The 18,738-nt window shown below is 41.8% G+C and carries 12 protein-coding genes and 4 pseudogenes; 6 read left to right on the top strand and 10 right to left on the bottom strand.

Annotation, left to right across the window (positions count from 1 at the left end; all coding sequences use genetic code 11):
- Nucleotides 1–233: 233 nt before the first annotated feature.
- The 5 genes and pseudogenes from AN963_RS21215 to AN963_RS21190 form a co-directional block, all read right to left on the bottom strand.
- Nucleotides 234–3,338 (bottom strand): annotated as a pseudogene (locus tag AN963_RS21215) (efflux RND transporter permease subunit).
- Nucleotides 3,331–4,578 (bottom strand): efflux RND transporter periplasmic adaptor subunit, encoded by a 1,248-nt coding sequence (locus AN963_RS21205; protein WP_055746556.1) that lies wholly within the window; start codon nucleotides 4,576–4,578, stop codon nucleotides 3,331–3,333. The pseudogene AN963_RS21215 and the gene AN963_RS21205 overlap by 8 nt, the downstream one beginning before the upstream one ends.
- 316 nt (nucleotides 4,579–4,894) lie before the next feature.
- Entirely contained in the window at nucleotides 4,895–6,202 is a 1,308-nt protein-coding gene (locus AN963_RS21200; protein WP_055747814.1) for a sensor histidine kinase, read from the bottom strand.
- Between the two features lie 43 nt (nucleotides 6,203–6,245).
- A complete protein-coding gene (locus AN963_RS21195; RefSeq protein ID WP_055746555.1) occupies nucleotides 6,246–6,926 on the bottom strand; it encodes a response regulator transcription factor in 681 nt (226 codons plus the stop codon).
- Between the two features lie 2 nt (nucleotides 6,927–6,928).
- Nucleotides 6,929–7,753, bottom strand: coding sequence for a hypothetical protein (locus tag AN963_RS21190; RefSeq protein WP_055746554.1), 825 nt, complete (start codon nucleotides 7,751–7,753; stop codon nucleotides 6,929–6,931).
- Between the two features lie 463 nt (nucleotides 7,754–8,216).
- Between AN963_RS21190 and AN963_RS21185 the strand changes: the two genes are divergently transcribed.
- The 5 genes and pseudogenes from AN963_RS21185 to AN963_RS30465 all read left to right on the top strand — a co-directional run bounded on the left by AN963_RS21185 (nucleotide 8,217) and on the right by AN963_RS30465 (nucleotide 10,255).
- Complete coding sequence (locus AN963_RS21185; RefSeq protein ID WP_055746553.1) at nucleotides 8,217–8,576, top strand: hypothetical protein; 360 nt, start codon at nucleotides 8,217–8,219, stop codon at nucleotides 8,574–8,576.
- Between the two features lie 59 nt (nucleotides 8,577–8,635).
- Nucleotides 8,636–8,954, top strand: a pseudogene (locus AN963_RS32680) (HIT family protein); the annotation flags it as partial.
- Between the two features lie 126 nt (nucleotides 8,955–9,080).
- The gene (locus AN963_RS32065; RefSeq protein ID WP_083497020.1) at nucleotides 9,081–9,374 is read left to right on the top strand and encodes a GNAT family N-acetyltransferase; all 294 of its coding nucleotides are present in this window, start codon (nucleotides 9,081–9,083) and stop codon (nucleotides 9,372–9,374) included.
- 213 nt (nucleotides 9,375–9,587) lie between these two features.
- Nucleotides 9,588–9,998, top strand: coding sequence for a GNAT family N-acetyltransferase (locus AN963_RS21170; RefSeq protein ID WP_055746550.1), 411 nt, complete (start codon nucleotides 9,588–9,590; stop codon nucleotides 9,996–9,998).
- Nucleotides 9,999–10,171: 173 nt separating this feature from the next.
- The gene (locus AN963_RS30465) at nucleotides 10,172–10,255 is read left to right on the top strand and encodes a YjcZ family sporulation protein (RefSeq protein WP_083497019.1); all 84 of its coding nucleotides are present in this window, start codon (nucleotides 10,172–10,174) and stop codon (nucleotides 10,253–10,255) included.
- A 1,048-nt stretch (nucleotides 10,256–11,303) separates the two neighbouring features.
- Here AN963_RS30465 and AN963_RS21155 read toward each other — a convergent pair.
- The 3 genes from AN963_RS21155 to AN963_RS21145 all read right to left on the bottom strand — a co-directional run bounded on the left by AN963_RS21155 (nucleotide 11,304) and on the right by AN963_RS21145 (nucleotide 14,289).
- Nucleotides 11,304–12,386 (bottom strand): serine hydrolase domain-containing protein, encoded by a 1,083-nt coding sequence (locus AN963_RS21155; RefSeq protein WP_055746547.1) that lies wholly within the window; start codon nucleotides 12,384–12,386, stop codon nucleotides 11,304–11,306.
- A 41-nt stretch (nucleotides 12,387–12,427) separates the two neighbouring features.
- Nucleotides 12,428–13,108, bottom strand: coding sequence for a M15 family metallopeptidase (locus tag AN963_RS21150; RefSeq protein WP_055746546.1), 681 nt, complete (start codon nucleotides 13,106–13,108; stop codon nucleotides 12,428–12,430).
- A gap of 323 nt (nucleotides 13,109–13,431) precedes the next feature.
- Nucleotides 13,432–14,289 (bottom strand): MurR/RpiR family transcriptional regulator, encoded by an 858-nt coding sequence (locus AN963_RS21145; RefSeq protein WP_055746545.1) that lies wholly within the window; start codon nucleotides 14,287–14,289, stop codon nucleotides 13,432–13,434.
- Between the two features lie 485 nt (nucleotides 14,290–14,774).
- On the opposite strand from AN963_RS21145, the gene AN963_RS21140 reads away from it, so the two are divergent.
- Nucleotides 14,775–16,430, top strand: coding sequence for a peptide ABC transporter substrate-binding protein (locus AN963_RS21140; RefSeq protein ID WP_055746544.1), 1,656 nt, complete (start codon nucleotides 14,775–14,777; stop codon nucleotides 16,428–16,430).
- Between the two features lie 471 nt (nucleotides 16,431–16,901).
- On the opposite strand, the pseudogene AN963_RS21135 reads toward AN963_RS21140, so the two are convergent.
- Together AN963_RS21135 and AN963_RS32060 are read right to left on the bottom strand one after the other, a co-directional pair.
- Nucleotides 16,902–18,257 (bottom strand): annotated as a pseudogene (locus tag AN963_RS21135) (serine hydrolase domain-containing protein).
- A 213-nt stretch (nucleotides 18,258–18,470) separates the two neighbouring features.
- Nucleotides 18,471–18,731, bottom strand: a pseudogene (locus tag AN963_RS32060) (FtsX-like permease family protein); the annotation flags it as partial.
- Nucleotides 18,732–18,738: the final 7 nt, after the last annotated feature.

Genomic DNA, 18,738 nt, shown 5'->3' with positions numbered 1-18,738 from the left:
GTTAAGATAAACCAGCATTATGAACTCAATATGAACTGACATGTATTGTAAAAAAAAATACCGCCCACGCGGGGCGATATTAGTTGGCTGGTATTTCATTCGTTCAAGATCAAACTTTTACTCCAGCCTTTTGGTTCACGTAATAAACAAAATAACCCCTTCAGAGAGAAAGTAGGGGTTTCGTACCCCCCTTGGAAGATGCATCCTTTCAATTCTCATCCTCAGATACTTATTTATTCGGACAAAATGGGATCTTCCGCTACCATCTTTCGCACTGCACCTTTTTTCTTTCCTGATCTCTTAAGTGTAAGCCAAGTGTACCAACGAGTCCACGGACTCATACTCGTTTCAAACAGAGAGTACAGAACGGGCACTAATACCAAGGTAATCACCGTATGGAAAATTAATCCGAACACCACCACAGTAGCTAACGGGGCTTCCAAGACTGATCCTTCCGAATAGGCTAAGGCTAAAGGAGTCATGCCTAAAATCGCCGTTAGCTTTGTCATTAATACTGGTCGGATACGATTACGGGTACCTTCGATAATGGCTTGATGTAACGGCAAGTGTTCTCGTTCTCTCAAAAGATTGATCCTGTCAATTAAGAGTATCGCATTGGAAACGACAATTCCGATCAACATTATTATTCCAACCATCCCTAACTCATGCAATGCCCTTCCTGTTATCACAAGTCCAACAACAACACCTACAAGCGCCATGGGAATGGTCAGAAGAATAATAAACGGATGTTTAATACTATTAAACTGAGCAACCATCACCACGTATATTAGGCCTAAAGCACCGATAAAAATGATAGCCGCTGTTGACATGTTTTCGCTGCCCTTTTGAAGGTCTCCCGCGGTTTTAATTTGATAACCGTTTGGTATCGCGATATCCTGTCTCTTCTTCAACCACGCTTTTGCTACCGTACCTATATCCGTACCTAATAACTCTGCTCGCACGGTAACAACCCTTTCTCCATCTTTACGACTAATCGTATCTAAACTCTTACTGTAGCTCCAGTCAACCAAAGCATCTAATGCTATTTTTTGACCCTTAGGAGTTTCAATGACAATATTCTTTAGTTGTTCAGGGTGTTTTAAGTCGTTTCTATTTGAGCGTGCAGTTACGTCAAGTTCAATACCTTCAATATCCATCTTGGTTATCACTGATTCTGCTAAGTAACCTCCAAGTTCACGCTTTAGCCAATCTTCACTAACTCCATAATCCGCCAAAGTTTCCATGTTAGGTTTTAAGGTTAACTTCTCTGAGGAATGTCCGAAGTCACTACGAGGATTCTTAACCCCGTCGATGGACATGAGGGCTTTTGCCGTTTGTTCTTCAAGATCACGTAAAACTTTCATATCCGTACCGCGAATTTGAATTTCTACTGGCGTTACTTCCCCTTGTCCAAAACCTACAGTTACGCGATCGACTCCAAGTCCACTTTTTAAAGTTGCCTCAATATCCTTGACGACCTCTTCCTGCGGTCTTATTTGCTCACTCTTTTTCAGCAATCTAATATTATAGACCATTCGATCTTTGTAAACCTCTGCAAAAACCTCTTTGACATCTGTTACCTTTTTTAAACCTTCTTCAATTGTTTGTGATGCTCGGTCACTAAAGTCACGCGAAGAGCCCTTTTGCATGAATACCTGAGCATAAACTCGGGTTTCATCGATACCATTGATCGAAGTCATTTTAACCATTCCCGATAGGACAATCGTTACCGCGAACAATCCTATTGCCACGAGAACCGTTTTCCAACGATGTCTCAGCGCAACCGCTAAAATCTTGGCAAAAAAAGTAACGACCCAGGGCTCTTTTCCTTCTAAGTTTACCTTCTTATCTTTACGTAAGAATCTCTCCGAGAAAACGGGTACGAATACTAAAGCTGCAACGGTAGAAGCAATGATGGAGGTTGTTACGACAAAAGCAATTGTTGCCATAACAGGTTGTAATTCTTCCCCTCCTAAATTGCCGAAAATCAACGGAAGGAACACAATAATAATGGTTAACTGAGAGGTCAATACTGATTTAAGTACTTCCTTCGTTCCTCGCTTAATCGACTCAATTAAATCCATTCCCTTTTCGCGGAAATCGTAGATGCTTTCTAGTACGACAATCGCTGCATCGACAATTAACCCGACGGAAAGGGATAGGGAAATCAAAGTAACCATGTTTATACTGTAACCTAACATACGCATACCAATAAACGTAATCAGGACGGAAAGCGGTAAGGTTGTCGAGATCACTAATGTTACTCGCCAATTCCGTAAAAATAGGAACATAATCGCGATCGCCAAGGCTCCCCCAATCATCACATCCCGACTTAAATTGTTAACCGCATGTTCTACAAAAGATGCTGCTTCAACCCGAACGGTTAACTTGTACTTTCCCTCTGCCTCTTCGTTGATCTTTTCAATTTCCGTTTCCAATCTATGAACAGCGTCAATGACGTCGGTTCCTTCCGTTTTCTTTATCATCACGTTAATGAAAGGTTTCCCGTTATATCGGAAAATCGAGGTGTTTTCGTCACCTTTTCCTCATAAATCCTCAATTGTTCCTAACTCTCCAAGTGCAACGGTACCTACCTTGGTTTCAATCAAAGCGTTCTTCAGGGACTGAACGGAATGAAGTGAACTATCAACTTCGATGACTGTCTTAAAACTATCATTCGTTAAGGTTCCTAAAGCTCCGTTTCGATTTAAGTTTTTTAGGCGTTCACTTACACTTGCAGGGGTTAGTCCATAGACCTCTAGCTTATTAGCGTCCAAGGTAATTTGAATTTTATTCGATAGATTAGATTTATTGATATCTATCTTTTTGACCCCTTCAACACCTTCTAGTCGATCTTTAATTGCAGTATTCGCTAAATTATACAGGGTGCTTAGCTCGTTTCCTGAGAGGGCAACTGCCATCAAGAATTCACTATCTTCGTTACCCGCCACTTCAACGGTTACATCCTCCATATCCTTAGGGAAACCCGCTCGTAATCGGTTTACAATACCTGTAACCTCGTCCTTCGCTTCATTTCCTTTACCCGAATAAGCAACGATTGTGATCTGTACCTGTCCTGTACCCGTTTCTGAGGAGAATTCCTTAATTGCATTCATTCCTGCCAGTTCTTTTTCAATCGGCTTTGTAACCCTTTCTTCAATCTCCTCAGGGGGTAATCCTCCACCGTAACCCCTCACCTTGACAATAGATTTATCATACTTCGGCAGGAGTTCCCTGTTAAAGGAAATTACCGACCCTAATCCTGCCGCAATGATAAAGAAAGTTAGTAGGAAAATAATCAGCTTTCGCTTTAATAAACCTTCTATTATTTTATTCATTTGCATTTACCTCTCTGACTTTTTCACCGGGGAGTAAGAAGGAGACCCCTGATTTCACTACACGTTCCCCTTCTCTTAAACCTTTCGTAACTTCAATAACGTCGCCAAAGGTTTCTCCTGTGGTAACTTTACGTTGCTCAAGCTTTCCGTCTTTGATGACCAAAACCCAGTTGCCACCTTCACCAATTCCAACGCTCTCAATTCCGATCAGGTAACCTCCTTCGGTGTGTCGAGGTAAACCTACTTTTGCTACACGTCCTCCTAGCCATGCTGTTGCACTTGTAGCAGTTCCATTTGATATGCGAACTTCTACTTCATATTTCCCTGTTGATTGGTTCGGCATTGGAGAGATAAAATGAATGCGTCCTTCACGCTCTTTTCCATCTTCATCTTTTACGATTACTTTTGCTCCAGCTGATAGAGTCTTGCGAATGCCCGTTTCAACAGCAACGGTTACCTTGAGTTCCCCTAAATCAACGAGTTCGAGTACTCGCGAGCCTGCTACCGCTTGGTCACCCTCGACACCCCATACGTCCGATATAGTGCCATCAAAAGGGGCGATAATCTTAGTTCCAGTTAAACCGTTAGAAGCTTGAGCGGAACTATTACGTGCCTGGGCAATATTCGAGTCGATGCCTGCTAAAGCTTCTTGTTCAGGTGCCTTGACTAATTTATCCCATGTTAATTGTTCAGTACGAAACGCTTCTTCGGCGGTTTTTAGGGCATTCTCGGCACTCGTTAGGGTATCTTTTGAAATCGCATCGGCCGCGTACAACCGATTCATTTTGTTTAGATTTGTTTGAGCTTCGGTTAGATTTCGTTCAGCTGATTGTATGCGTATTTTTTGTTGTTTACGTGATTCATCGTCAGCCCCTTTTAATAACCGTTCCCTGCGAGCTATAGCTTCGCCAATCGCTGTATTCGCTGCTTGACTAGCAGTAGCATAAACCCCTGCGTCAATAGTTGCTAAGAGCGTTCCTTTTTTCACATATTGCCCTTCATGTACATTGATCGTAGTAATTTTGCCAGAAACGCCGAAAGAGGGCTCCACACGTTCGCGCGGTTTTATTTCTCCGGATTTCCATTCGACGATGGCTTGGTTATTTTTGCTGATTGTTACACCTGCAACAATCTTTTCCTTTTTCTGTTCAGTTACAGATTCTTCTCTAGGGGAAGTACAACCGCTTAATAACAAACCTAAACTGAGTACTAGTAAAATAGACGACTTTCTAATTTTCACTTTCTCTTCCTCCTACATTTTTCTTGCTTAAAAATGGTATATTTACATGTCTTAACATTCAAAAATCTCATTGATGGATGATATATGGTGCTTTTACATTCCACCGATGTACCTCATACTGTAAGATCATGTAAACACCTCAGATTATTTTCTTCCACTACACTACACAACTCCCTAGAAAAATTTTCATGTTAACATTCCCTGGGGATACGATAAACCAGCTTTATGAACTCAAAATGAACTGACATAAATATATTAAAAAATACCGCCCACGGGTGGCGGTATTTTCTCAGAGTAAAATTGTTGTTTGGGTATGCTAGGTCTCACTCGGTATTGTGACCGTAAAAATTGTTCCGCTACCAAGACTACTAGACACATGAATTTCTCCGTTATGCATATCTATGATTTGTTTGACGATAGATAAACCAAGCCCATTTCCCTTTACAGAACTACTACGGGCTTTGTCCACTTTATGAAACGGTTTGAAAATATTGACAAGTTCTTCTTCAGGGATCCCCATTCCACTGTCTGTTATCGATACGATATTTTGATGCGCTTTCCCTATCGATTGGATGCGTATCGTACCGTGAGGCGCAGTGAATTTGATAGCGTTGTTCAGCAAGTTAATCCACACCTGATCCAGTTGATCTTTGTCCGCATGAACGGTTATTGCCTCAAGATCAACAACCACGTTGATTTCTTTTTTGGTCCATAGAGGCTCTAAAGTGATGACACCCCTCCGCAGCTGCTCATCCAATCGGTATGTAGTAACCTTTAATGGAAGCTGCTCCTGCTGTAAATAAGAGAGCTGAAGTAAATTTTGCCCTAAGCGAGATAACCTCTCGCTCTCCTCCTCGATAATCGTCAAATAACGTAGACGGCTCTCTTCACTCATTTTCTTCTGCTTTAAAGCTTTCGTAAATCCTGAAATTGAAGTTAACGGTGATTGAATCTCATGAGAGACACTCGAAACAAAGTCTTTACGCATCTGATCCAGTTTCGCAAGCTCTTTTGCCATATCATGAAAACTCACGCTTAATTGACCAATTTCATCCCTACGATTCATAGGAAGGCTCGCAGAATCGAAGTTCCCTTTTGCCATCCTCTTCGTCGCTTCCGTTAACTGCATGATCGGATTTACCACATAACGGGCGGCAATCAAAATCAGAAAGCTACCAATAAACAGAACAAGAATATATAATGCATGAATCCAAGGCATATTTTCTTGCTCTTGCTCCACCGTATTCTTATCCAATGTGAGAAACAAAGCGTAGGGATCACCTTTCACCGAAAAAGGAACCCCCACGATTGGAAGACCGTGTGTTTCTGCATCGACAGTGCGTGCAATGTTGCCACCAAGCACCTGCTTAATATTACTCTGTTCCACATGCATGTGCTCATTTTCTTCAAGTAGGGGCGCACCTGTTTTATTGTATAGTTGGATCGTGTAAATAGAAAGACCAGAGAAACTTTGCACAAACGATCCCAACTCAGCAGAAGGTGCTCTCTGATATGCTTGGATGATGTTTTTACCGTCTGTAACTAATTTTTCTGCTATAAAATTATGACTCCGCCCTTCAAACATCCAGGTACTGACCATAAACGCTGAAAACAAGCTCAACATCACAATGCAGATAAAGACAAATACGACGCGGGTATACAGCGATTTAATCCTGATACACCTCCAGACGATAACCAAGCCCCCGAATAGTCACGATGCGAAAATCAGACTCGAGGTCAGTGAACCTATCCCGAAGCCTCTTAATGTGAACATCCACTGTCCGATCATCACCTTCATAGTCGATGCCCCAGATGTGTTCAATTAGATTGTCCCTTGTAAATAACTGTCCGGGATTACTGCCCAGTTTGTACAGTACCTCGAATTCTTTCATGGGAAGTGTCATGGTTTGACCATTGCTGTAGATAATCTGATAACGCTTACGGTCTAATGTAATAGTGCCTAGCTGAATCTGACTGGCTGTAGAGATACGGTACCGCTTTAGCAAAGCCTTTACCCGAAGAACCAGCTCCACTGGGTCAAAGGGTTTCACCAAATAATCGTCCGTGCCAAGTTTAAATCCTTTTATTCGGTCAGTAGACTCCCCTTTCGCGGTGATCATCAATATTGGCATCTCACCGAATTCACGGAGGTTCTCGCATAATGCCCAACCATCCATTCTCGGCATCATAATGTCGAGAATTACAAGATCAACGATATGATTCTCCGCGTATTCCAACGCATCTTCTCCATTCGATTTCTCCACTATCTCAAAGCCTTCATCCTCCAGGTACAAACGGACCAACTCTCGGATATGAGCCTCATCATCTACCACTAATATCTTTGGCAATTTTATTTCTCTCCCTTGATTTGTACTACAAAAGGAAATGCCCTTACTTTTCCATTCTGCTTGAACTCAGCCCATATTTTATAGATACCTGGCTGCTCAAACTGTGTTTCAAATACTGGTTCCTCCTGTTGGGCTGGATGAACATGCAGATACTGCTGCGCACTTTCGTCTACTATCACAACATGGCCCAAGGCACCCAGATATGGAGTTAAGTTGGTTTTGTCTAAATCAAACGTTAAAGTGACTGGTTGATTGATCTCAAAGCTACTCATCTTTAGTGTTACGGTTTCTCCATCGATCTGTTGAGTAAACGAGTTGTCCGGTTTAATCCCTAGGTTCTGATCTGATACGGTTGGATGGCCGACTATAAACGGGACAGGTGTTACATGGTAAGCCAGATTTTTTGGCTTACTATCAATAAATGCCTTATAAAAACCTTCAGGCAAGGTGTTTTTGATTTTAAACTGACCCTTTCCTGTCTGTTCCGGGTGCAAGTGGTAATACTTCTGCAAATGTTCATCCACTACAATAAAATGAACAAGTTTCTCATGATTTACTTCTAGTTCATTAACTGGATTTCCCGCCTTGTCTTTCAAATAAACCTTGATTTCATCTTTATCCGCTTGAACAAACGTATTGACATCGCTGATACCTTCTTCATGCGAATCTGTTCCATGTGCATGGCTGCCTTCATTCTGAACGCCATGCTTTTCATTGCTATGATTAGTTAGAGCCTGTTTATCATCGACAGTAACCTTATCGTAGACCGTAAATCCGCCTATGACCACCGCCACATACAGAATTGCCCCTAATGCCCATTTGTACATTCTAATAACCCCTCCTGTGAAAGTTCCTAATAACTGGCATATTGACACTTTAGATCACCTGTGTGAACTCAATATGAACAAAAAAACCACCTACAGGTGGCATTTGCGTCAGTTGTGGCTGCTATTAGAATACTTTTTTCACGTGCATTCTTCTTTGTCCTTTAGTGTTGTTTTCGGTCGAATCTGGTTCTTTTACTGTACGGTGTAAAAAATGAACATCCGCCGTTACATACTCATAACAACATCATTTTTATTAATCCCCTTTCCTTTCCTAAGGGGATTGCATACTCATCAGACGCTTTGTGTTCTAAAACCAAAGGTACGCCTAGGAATATCGAAGTCTATTCAAATACTATATCTGTTTGCTATGCAGCAGTTCATATTACGTTCATATTGAATTCACATTTCTGGATTATTGTGGCTTAGGAAAGTTAATATCAAAAGTGTTGAGGAGGAAATAATTATGAAATTTTGCTGTGCAAAGGGAAAAACTGAACAAGAAGCATCAAAGAAAGCCTCTGGAAAAAAGATTTCAACCTTTTTACCTATTATGATTACTTTTTTGGCTACCCAACATTGGCTACATGGCCTTGTTTTTATCATGCTCGGAGGAACTGCTAGCGAGTTAATGAGTATGGGGCCTGAAGCAATGCTACCATTCCAGCGAGTGATGATTGTATTAACCCTTGCAACTGTACTCTGGTCGGTTTATCAGTTAATTAAGGATGGCTTTAGACAAAAAGTATCGATTGTGATGACATCTATCTCATCTATAATTGGGATAGGCTATGTCATTGTGACTTTAGTTAAATCCGGTTGGTAATTCAACACTAGGACCGGCCATTCTGGGTTTATTTGTAAAAGAAGAGGTGGAAACTTAATATGTTTCTTCAACTCCCTCAAGAAGTGTTAATTGGTTCTGGAGTCATTGTCCCTAAAGAGCATAGAGAGACATTATTTGACCTAACAAGGGAAGAATGGAACGATACTCATTCACTACTTCTTGACGTTAAAAATTACTTAGATGAACAATTCAGTCCACAGGTATACAACATAGGATGGAACTGAGGTTGGAGGCCAACATATATTTCACGCACATTTGCACGTCATTCCTCGTTACAACAACGAACCTTTTGCGGGAAAAGGTATTAGGCATTGGCTAAAAAGTACAGAAAACATGCGTCCAAACCTCTCATCATAATTACCGTTTTGTTAAGCAACGCAATGATAGACAATTTGCTCCCCCATTTCCCTCACTAAGTATTGCGAAAAGTAGGAATTGTAATTTATACAAATCAAATGGATTTTATTGAAAAATTTGGAGTGAATAAAAGAGCATGTCACCTCCAATGCTCTCTCCCTTGCTCAAGCAAAAGTTGAACCTGAATGGATTCCCAAAGCAATTTACGCAGATGATCAATTAGTTGGTTTCACCGTGTACGGCTTTGAAATGAAAAATAGTTTTTACTTTATTACCAGATTGATGCTTGATTACAGACACCAAGGAAAAGGTTACGGAAAAGCAGCTTTGCTATTGGTTATTGAAGAATTTAAAAACATGGGTACCCAAGAAATTTACACTAGCTTTGTTTCCACAAACGAAGGTGTTGTTTTTAGTTGATTGGTTAACTTAAGAGCAGATCTAATGATCGGGATTTGATTTTCAAGTTCTGTTTAGCTGTCTACACATTGTGTTAATTACACTTCCCAAAAGGCGCATATTAACTTGTTTATCTACAACAAAAAATGGTAATATTTCACTAACATAATTTAAGGGGGTGTCTCAAATGAAGTTAAATCCTCGGATATAGAAATTTAAAAAGCGAGGGATTATATGTCATTTGAGATAGTAGAACGAAACCCTACTCTTGAAGAATATCATCAATTATGTGTTTCAGTTGGTTGGGAAAATATGATGAATTTTAAAGTGATTCAAAATTCCCTAAAAAATTCTTTGTATTCAGTTGTCGTTCTTTTTGAAGGTAGAATAATTGGTATGGGCCGAATAATCGGCGATGGGTACATTTATTTTTATCTTCAAGATATCGTTGTACTTCCTCAGTATCAAAAAATGGAGATAGGTACAATGATTATGGACAATCTTATGTCCTATCTAAAAGAGAATGCTCCCGATAAAGCTTTCATAGGTCTCTTTTCTTCTAACGAAGGTAAGAAACTGTATGAGAAATACAACTTTAAGCAGTACCCTGTTTTAACAGGAATGTTTCGAGTAGCGCCAATCTAGTTAGTTGCAAGCTCCTCCAAGTTCGGAGGAGTTTTAATTTTTGCCGATTTATCTCTTTGAGCATTGTATAAACCCAATTTCTTACTTTGCACCATAACGCCCTTACATCGTTCGTTAAATTGCATAACTTATTTTTGAGGTTTTTCCTCAATCTCATATCAGGGGTGATATCGATGGGTTTTTTTGAAGATAACTTTGCTTTAACCTTGGTACTCTTCGTCCTTTTAGTAATTGTTGCTTGTAGTTGTGATTGCTAATATTTTCCATTTTTTTACGGGCGGCTTTTTAAGCTGCCCTTTTTTAATACAGAAATGTACTTGGTACCACCTATTAACATAATTGAGCTTTTGTTAAATACGTTCGTTTCCCCATAATCCTGCCCAATAGCATAACGAGTCTGCCGGGTCATCTCCAGCAGACTCTGATGTTTTTGTTAAGCTATATAGCCCGTTAGTTCAATTGGATTCTTGGTAGAGTTACCGACTGCTGCTGTTCCATTATGAATCAGCATAGAAAGCAACCCATGCCTCTCATATCCTGGGCCACCGTTTTTTGGACGACCGTTTCTGTGACAACGCTGTTGACCGTACCGACAACACCGAAAAAAATCCAGATGGCAAACACCGCAAAAAGGTCTTTGCTGACTGCGAATATGATGACGAGAAAACCATCCAGCGCCAAACTAAGGAGAAAAAGAGGGATCATCCGGATGTACGCAAGCATTTTTTCATAAATATGGCTCCTAGCAAACCACCATTTCCCGTTACCGAAGACATCAAGCACACGATCGTCTCAGTGTCGCCATATCCATGGAAATGTTCTTCTACATGCAAGAACGTAAGCGCTGCCTGCATGGACAAGACAAATGTCACCGCAGTTGAACGAATATCAAATACGTGAGGGACGTTTCCTGCCTGACCAAACGCACCCCTTCGAAAAAATCGTGAAGGCGGTCGTTTCTGCAGGTCTGTTTTTCGATCCACTCCCCAATTTGGGTATCTCGGTAAAAACAACATTTATCAGGATCAAATCGGCACATCCCGTCTGCGGGTAGTTCTTTTTTCTCAACACGCAAGATGTTTTGATAATTATATCTGGACCTGAAATTATTTACAAAATATTTTGTCGATACATGTTTATACCCTATACGAGAAATAAAAAGGAATTGGAAAACGCCCCTTTCCGTAGATCGGATATTTGCTCGAAATAAGAAATAGGATTTGCCCTGCGTGCCTAGCTCAAGGCAAATCCAAAAATATATACATAATTTTTTGATTGGACGTTGTAAAAACTATATTCCATGCTTTATTCGGGTATCCGATAAGGCCGCCGAAATAAAATATTTTCCGCTGCCTCTAAAACTGCTAGAGTAAATTCTCGGTCCTGCTCCACATTTGTAAGATAAATAATCGTTTTGTCCACATCGATATAGCGACCTAACCAGTTTTTATACCCTGGCCAACCGCCGCCGTGATAGACAACTTTTCCAGTCCATGGGTCATTACGAATTAGCCAGCCATAACCGTAATGATAAGTACTATTATCAGCCAACGTAACTGGAGTAAAGGCAGCCTGAATAGTTTTGCTACTTACCAACTTTTCAGTGTATAAAGCCCTGTCCCATTTGCGCAGGTCTTCGAGTGTCGAGTTCACGACACCATCCCCTTGAATGCCATCCAGATAAATAACCAAATCATATTCCTTTACATGATCAGGTAAGCTGTGTCTTCCCAGTTCATCGGAATAGACGTAGCCGTATGCGTAATTTTCAATTACCTCCTGAGAAAATCTCCTGTTGAACACTCTGGTATTCTCCATTTCCAGGGGGGTGAAGATATACATTTTCAAAAACTCGGAAAAGCTCATACCTGATACCTTCTCGATGATCGAGCCGAGCAGCACATATCCGGTATTGCTGTATTCGAATTTCTCGTTCGGCTGAAACAGCACGGCTGGCTGATGAACGCCGAGCTGCTCCAGAACATCGGCGTTGGTGGCAATTTTTGTCCTGTCCCAATACTGTGCAAACAGATCCATGTAATCCGGTAGACCGGATGTGTGCGAGAGCAGATTTCTCACGGTAATATCGCGGTATGGGAAATCTGGTAGAATACTGTCCACTTTGTCCTCGTATTCGATTTTCCCTTGCTCTTGCAACAGCATGATACCCATAGCTGTGAAAGCCTTGGAGACAGATGCCAGTTCAAACACAGTATCATGAGTCAGCGGAAGCGATCTCTCAAGATCAGCAAAACCATAAGAGCCTGTAAAAATAGCCTCTCCTTGCTCAAGAACCAGAATGTTTCCATTGAATTTCTGTTTGTTCGCAAGCGTCGCAAAAAATTCTTCGAGCTGACTACTTACGTTTGAATTGCCAGGTTGTGCCACTCTGCTTCACTCCTTTTGGAATCATTATTGGATCATGAATCTTACAGTTGAAAGCGAATTTGTTGGTAAATCGCCTCTGGCTTGCCGTAATAGCTCGCCCATTCCCGGTCCCCGTAGGCAAAATGCCACCACTCGCCGTCAAACGGAGCAAACCCGGCCTTGACCATGCAATTCCGCAATAATTGCCGGTTTTTCCACACTGCTCTCTCGACAAACGGAGAAAACACATACACGTCCTTGCTCGGCTCAAAGGCAGGTCCCATGTCGATGGGCGCACCATCCGGACCGACGATCTGCACGTCCACCGCACCGCCTGTCGGATGTCCGGCGACGTCGGGAGCGGCAGCGAAGCGATGCGCTGCCTCGGTCAGCTCGTCGCCCTCCAGGTGCGGCCCATGTTCTTTCAGCCAATTTTTGTGCTCGCTATGGATTCTTTCCTGAATTTCGGGATGGCGATACCCGCAGAGAATCTCCAAATCGTAGTCCGGCCGGAGTGCCTTCAGCTCTTTTTGCGCTTGCACAAGCATTTTCAGTACCTGGGAACGTACGAAGATTTGCTCGCCGGTGAATTGTTTGTAATCTTCCAGAATATAGACTTTTCCGGAGAATTCCGCTCCAATCGGCACCAGTGGTTCGCCGTTGTCGCGAACCGGAATGACGGTAAATTCTTTGTACGTAGGGAATTTGCTTTCCAGCAATTCATAATAGGCCTTATTATCCATGCTCGTTACCCTCCTTAGATGTTGTCGTTCAGTAACAGGACCTGGCTTTCGGTTACTGGCTGATCCTGAAGCAATGCATCCATATCAGCTCGTAAGGCTACTACCTCTGCGCGGTTTGCCCTGGTATTTCGGCAAGTACTCCGTGTGATTTTTAAGCCTTTACATAAAGCCCTTTTTCTTGAAGAAAACTTGCAATATAGTTTGAGTTTTCCGTCTCTTTCCAACTTGGTTCCGCCAATGAGTTTCGTTCTTCATTTGTTTTAAAAATCTCATTTCTCCGCTGTAAAACCTGGTCAGCTTAAATCATGCGATTCATCTCCATTTCACTCTATAAATATCCCTGTATGGTTGTAAATTTGTTCCATTTTTTCTTGCCTTTCTCTAATGTTTTTTGGATCTCTTTGATGCATTCCCATCACGATTAACTGAGATATACTAAGGAGAGGTAAGACATGATCTGAGAAGATCTCTGTATTTTCACCCGTAGTCAATGTAATAGATGCAAGTTGGCCGATTGGTGATAAATGCCTATCCGTTATGGCTATTAAAGTTGCCCTTTCTTTTCTTGCTTGGTCAGCCAAGATAAGAGCTTCTTTAGAGTAGCGTGGAAGTGACATCAAGAGCACAACTGATTTTTCGCTAAAATTGCATAATGTCTCGGGAATATATCCTGTTGGGGAAGACACGTAGATATTATCCCGAAGCTGATTCAATTTATAGGATAGCCAGTAAGCAGCCGTATACGTTTCCCGAAATCCACCTATGAAAATTCGGTCTGCACGAATTAACAGTTCTGCTGTTCTCCATATATCCTCTTCTCTTATTTGATTACGTAGGCTATCCAATATTTTTTTTTCTTGTTCGATGGAATGAGAAAAAAAGTTGGTAACTGTAACTTCTTCTTTTTCAGACATTGAATGAGAATTAGTAGTGGATTGTTTTTGGCTGAGCCACTCTTGTCTAATCATCTTTTGCATCTCAGAAAAGCTATTTAAACCTAACGCATAAGCAAGACGTATGACTGTTGTTTCACTAACACCAACTTCACGTCCAATCTGAGAAATGGTATAAAGCGAGCTTTGTTCCAAGGAAGCAACTAAAAATTCTGCAACTTTTTTTTGTCCAGGAGAGAGATTGGGGAATTTTTCCCTGATTAAGTCTAGAAATGTCTTCGTTAACATATTCATCCCCGTTTTATAGAATTAAATACTTCTTTTTCTGATAATAACGAATTTTCTACTTCTTTTCAAGTGGAACTTTGTAAGCTGTTACTACGAAACAAGCACAGTTTTTCCGCAATTACTATTGATATACACTGTCGGCAATATTTCCGCCAATGCCTGGTCAGTTGAATGCCAGTCTAATACTTCATTGATCGGTTTAAATCATTATTATCTCTACAAATCTATTTCCGAGCGCAAAATAAAAACAAGTGAAGCCAACTTCATCATTGGCTTCACTTGTTTTTATTTGGGTGGTGAGCCATTCGCGCCTGTTTCATTGATTGCAAATAGACAAGTTGTATGAGTTAGCCCGTTCGAAATCCCATTCTATCCGGCGAAGATATATACACATTGGTGGATGACACCCAATATTTCCTGATTTAACCTGTAAACAACATATTTTTACTTTTTTGAAATTTTTAAAAAATATCAGGAGGGTCTATATGAAAAAATGGCTACTAGGTTTATCTGGAGCGGCATTACTCTTTAGTCTTGTAACAGGATGCAGTACGAATCCACCAGAGAACGCACAGCCTGCTTCCGGGACACAAACCACTACACAACCTGCAAAGCCTGCCGAAACTGCCTCAACGGAACCGATGGTCCTACATTGGAGTGTCACCGGTGAACCGCCGACCATGGACCCAGGCATTGCAACTGACGCCTCTTCTATGGATATGATCAATCTCGCCTTTGAAGGGTTAACCGCTGTTGATCGGCAAGGCCAAATGATCAATGCCGTGGCGGAAAGCTACACCAACTCTCCAGACTTTACCCAGTTTCACTTTACGCTCCGTAAAGATGCCAAGTGGAGCAATGGCGACCCTGTTACCGCTCATGATTTTGAATACGCGATCAAACGAAACCTCGATCCTAAAACGGCTTCCGGGTATGCCTATCAGCTCTTCTATATCAAAGGCGGCGAGGAATTCTTCAACGGAACAGGAAAGGCAGAAGATGTCGCCGTCAAAGCAACAGACGACTATACGCTTGATTTCACCCTGCGCTCGCCAACGCCCTTTTTCCGTGAGCTGACTTCCTTCACTACCTATTTTCCCCTCCATAAGAAATCGATCGAGAGCAATCCAAAGTGGGCTGGTGAAGCTTCCTCCATCGTCGGAAATGGTCCGTTTGTGATCGACACCTGGGAACATAAGGCTAAGCTCGCCTTCAGCAAAAGCCTGACGTATTGGGATAAAACCAATGTCAAGCTGGACCGCATCGAAATTGTCGTGATTGAAGATAACAATACGGCGCTGTCCATGTTTGAAAATGGAGACTTGGATTGGGGCGGATACCCGTCATTTGGCTTATCACCTGATGCGATTGGACAAATCAAGGAAGAAGGCAAGCTGGTCGTTGCCGATAACCCTGGGACCAAAGCAGTCATCTTTAATACACAGAAGCCGCCGTTTACCAATAAGAAGATTCGCCAGGCTTTCGCCTATTCTATCGATCGCAAATTGCTGATTGATAACATCCTGCAAACAGGAGTCCCTGCCGCATACGGGTGGGTTCCGACTTCTATGGGGCTAAATCCAGATGGATATTTTAAGGAAGACCTAGAAAAAGCGAAGCAGCTGCTCGCCGAAGGGATGCAAGAGTTGGGATTAAAAGAGTTCCCCAAAGTCACCTATTACTACGACACCGGAGAAACAGACAAAAAGATTGCACAAGCGCTGCAAGACGAATGGAAAAAGACACTGGGCATCAACATCGACATCCGCACATCTGAATGGAAAGTATTTAACTCTGACGTCCAGAGCGGAAAATTCGACTTCGGCATTTGGCTGTGGGGAGCTGACTTTAATGACCCGATCAACTTCCTCGAGATGTACAAAGACAAGGAAGGCGGCAACAACGTGGTTCGCTTCGACAATAAAGAATATCGCGATCTTTTGAACAAAAGCTACTACGAAACCGATCCAGAAAAACGCAAAAAGCTGATGTTTGACGCCGAAACAATTTTAATGGAAGAAATGCCGCTTGCTCCTCTGCACTTCCGTGGGAATGCGTATGTAAAGAACGATAAAGTGAAAGACTTTGTCATTTTCCCATTAGGCGGTTCTTACTTTAAATATGCGTATATAGAGAAATAAACTGACCCGCAAATAACCAAAATAAAAGCGGACAACACCCTCCAGGAAAGGTGTTGCCCGTTTTTCTATGGATAGCTTTTTTCGCATCAATACTTCCGCAAAGAAACGTAGCTCCAGATCAAACCACTGTCTGCTGGCGACCTAAAGTCGGTTTTGTCGGCCATGCCCAGAGGTACACCGTGAGAGCATTTTCTGAATGTGTACATATACGTATTTGACCCTTCTAGATCCACAATTGTCATCATGCGAAGCCCTTCACCTTTCTTTTACATGAGAAATGTTTGAACGAATAGAGCAATACAGCATAGTAATATAAAACCAACAGAACAAGAAATAATTACGATATGAGTAAACGATAAATTTCTATTGTCATTCACTAGATATCGTTCCTTTCGATTATCTAATATGTCTCACATAAATAGTTTTTCAGACCTCATCTATGGTTTCATTTCATGTATATCCTTTGTCTAATCACCCATCCTGTTTTCGGGTATGCTTCATAAATCTTGCACTACGAATAATAAGAAATGTTTTTATTACACCTATAAAAAGTAAGAGTATGGAAATGCAAATAAGAAAGTGACCCAAACCAGGTAAAAACAGCATAATGGCTGACCACGGTGCGATTAATACCTTAGGGAGATAGAATAAAATCGTCAAAGGAATCAACAGATGAAAAAACAAGATGAACAATAAATGTAGAGAAATACCGAAAGGCTTGGCTTTACAATTTGTTCTCCATGTAAACACGGAGTATATGGACCGGGCCACTATTGCAAGGACCACTAAAACTGCCAAATTCACTATCAGGTACGTCTGGTTGAAATCCGGTATGTCGTCCAGCGTAGGCTCTTCACCCATGAGAATCCCGTGAATTCCCATAATCACGCTATCGTAAGACACGAGGGAATCCTGGGCGTTTGTAAGCAGAACGATTCCATAATCACCGTTCATGACCATAAACGAATACGTATTTTCGGTTTTCCCATCATGAAAAATCACATCATTTTTTACAGTCCAGCCCATGGCATAAGAGGCACCATTCCCCATCGATGCAGAAGGCCGATGCAATTGCTCGATACCCTTTTCGGATAAAATGGACTTGTTATTGAAAGCCCCCCCATTCATTTGGGCAATTACATACTTTGACATATCCTCTGCACTGGATAGCAAATAGCCAGAAGCAACGGTGGCCTGATGATTTAACTGTTGTGTCGGGACCATGAATCCAAAAACGGGTTGATACCCGGTTGCTTTGCTTTGCTGTTCTGCCTCGTCGGTTGAGGCGTAACTGTGGTTCATATTTAAGGGCTTAAAGATGTGGTTACTCATATATTGGGGAAACGGCTCCCCTGAAACGGTTTGAATGATAGCACCAAGAATATTGTAGTTTACATTTGAATATTGAAACCTGAAGCCGACAGGATCGGCAAGAGACGTGCTCTTTAGGCTTCGGATATATTCCTCGATGGACATGTTGCCTTTTACAATTCCAACTACGCCGTCATGCGTCGAAAATCCGCTGGTCTGATAGAGCAAGTCTTTGACCAAAATTTTCATGGAGGCTTCTTTGTTAGCTACTTCAAACCACGGTAAATAGCGCTGTATCGGAGCATTGAGATCAATTTTTCCTTCCTCCACCAGCTGCATGACGGCCAGCGCCGTAAACGATTAACTGGTTGATCCTATGACAAATGATGTTTGCGGTGTGACAGGCGTCTTGTCAGGACCTGAAATACCGTAGCCCTTCACGTAAATCATCTGGTCGCCTTTGACAATTCCCACAGCAGCACCCGGGATGTGAAGTCTTTTCATGACCGACTCCATGTACTTATCGATTTTTGCCGTTTCGACATTGTTTTCTTTCAGCTCGGCTTTAGTAGCCAAGGGTGAAAAAACTGTACCTACCATTATTATGAAAGCCATAATGATGGCACGTAAAATTCCTGTTTTCATCGTAAAGTCTCCTCAATTCGAGTTTTTCAAAAGTAGATTGATTATTCAGAAATAAATTACTTAGAGAAGCCGAAGTCATTCGGTTTACGAACGCAGCACGCTTCTCATGTAACTGCCGCAAGCGACAAAAAAGTAAATGGTCTGCATGGCGATGTAAATCCCTATGACAACGAACGAATAGGACCAATTCGATAGCATGAGCAATTTATCCAACGCCTTCAACGCGACCAGCGCGTGGACGATTCCTACCATACAAGGGACAAAGAAAATAATCCCTACTTGCGCTGTGACAATTTTCCGGATTTCATCTTGGGTCATGCCGATCCGAGTCAGCGCCTTAAATTGAGCCTTG

Source organism: Brevibacillus choshinensis (assembly GCF_001420695.1).
GTDB classification, from domain to species: domain Bacteria; phylum Bacillota; class Bacilli; order Brevibacillales; family Brevibacillaceae; genus Brevibacillus; species Brevibacillus choshinensis.
This window is presented reverse-complemented; position numbering and strand designations above follow the sequence as displayed.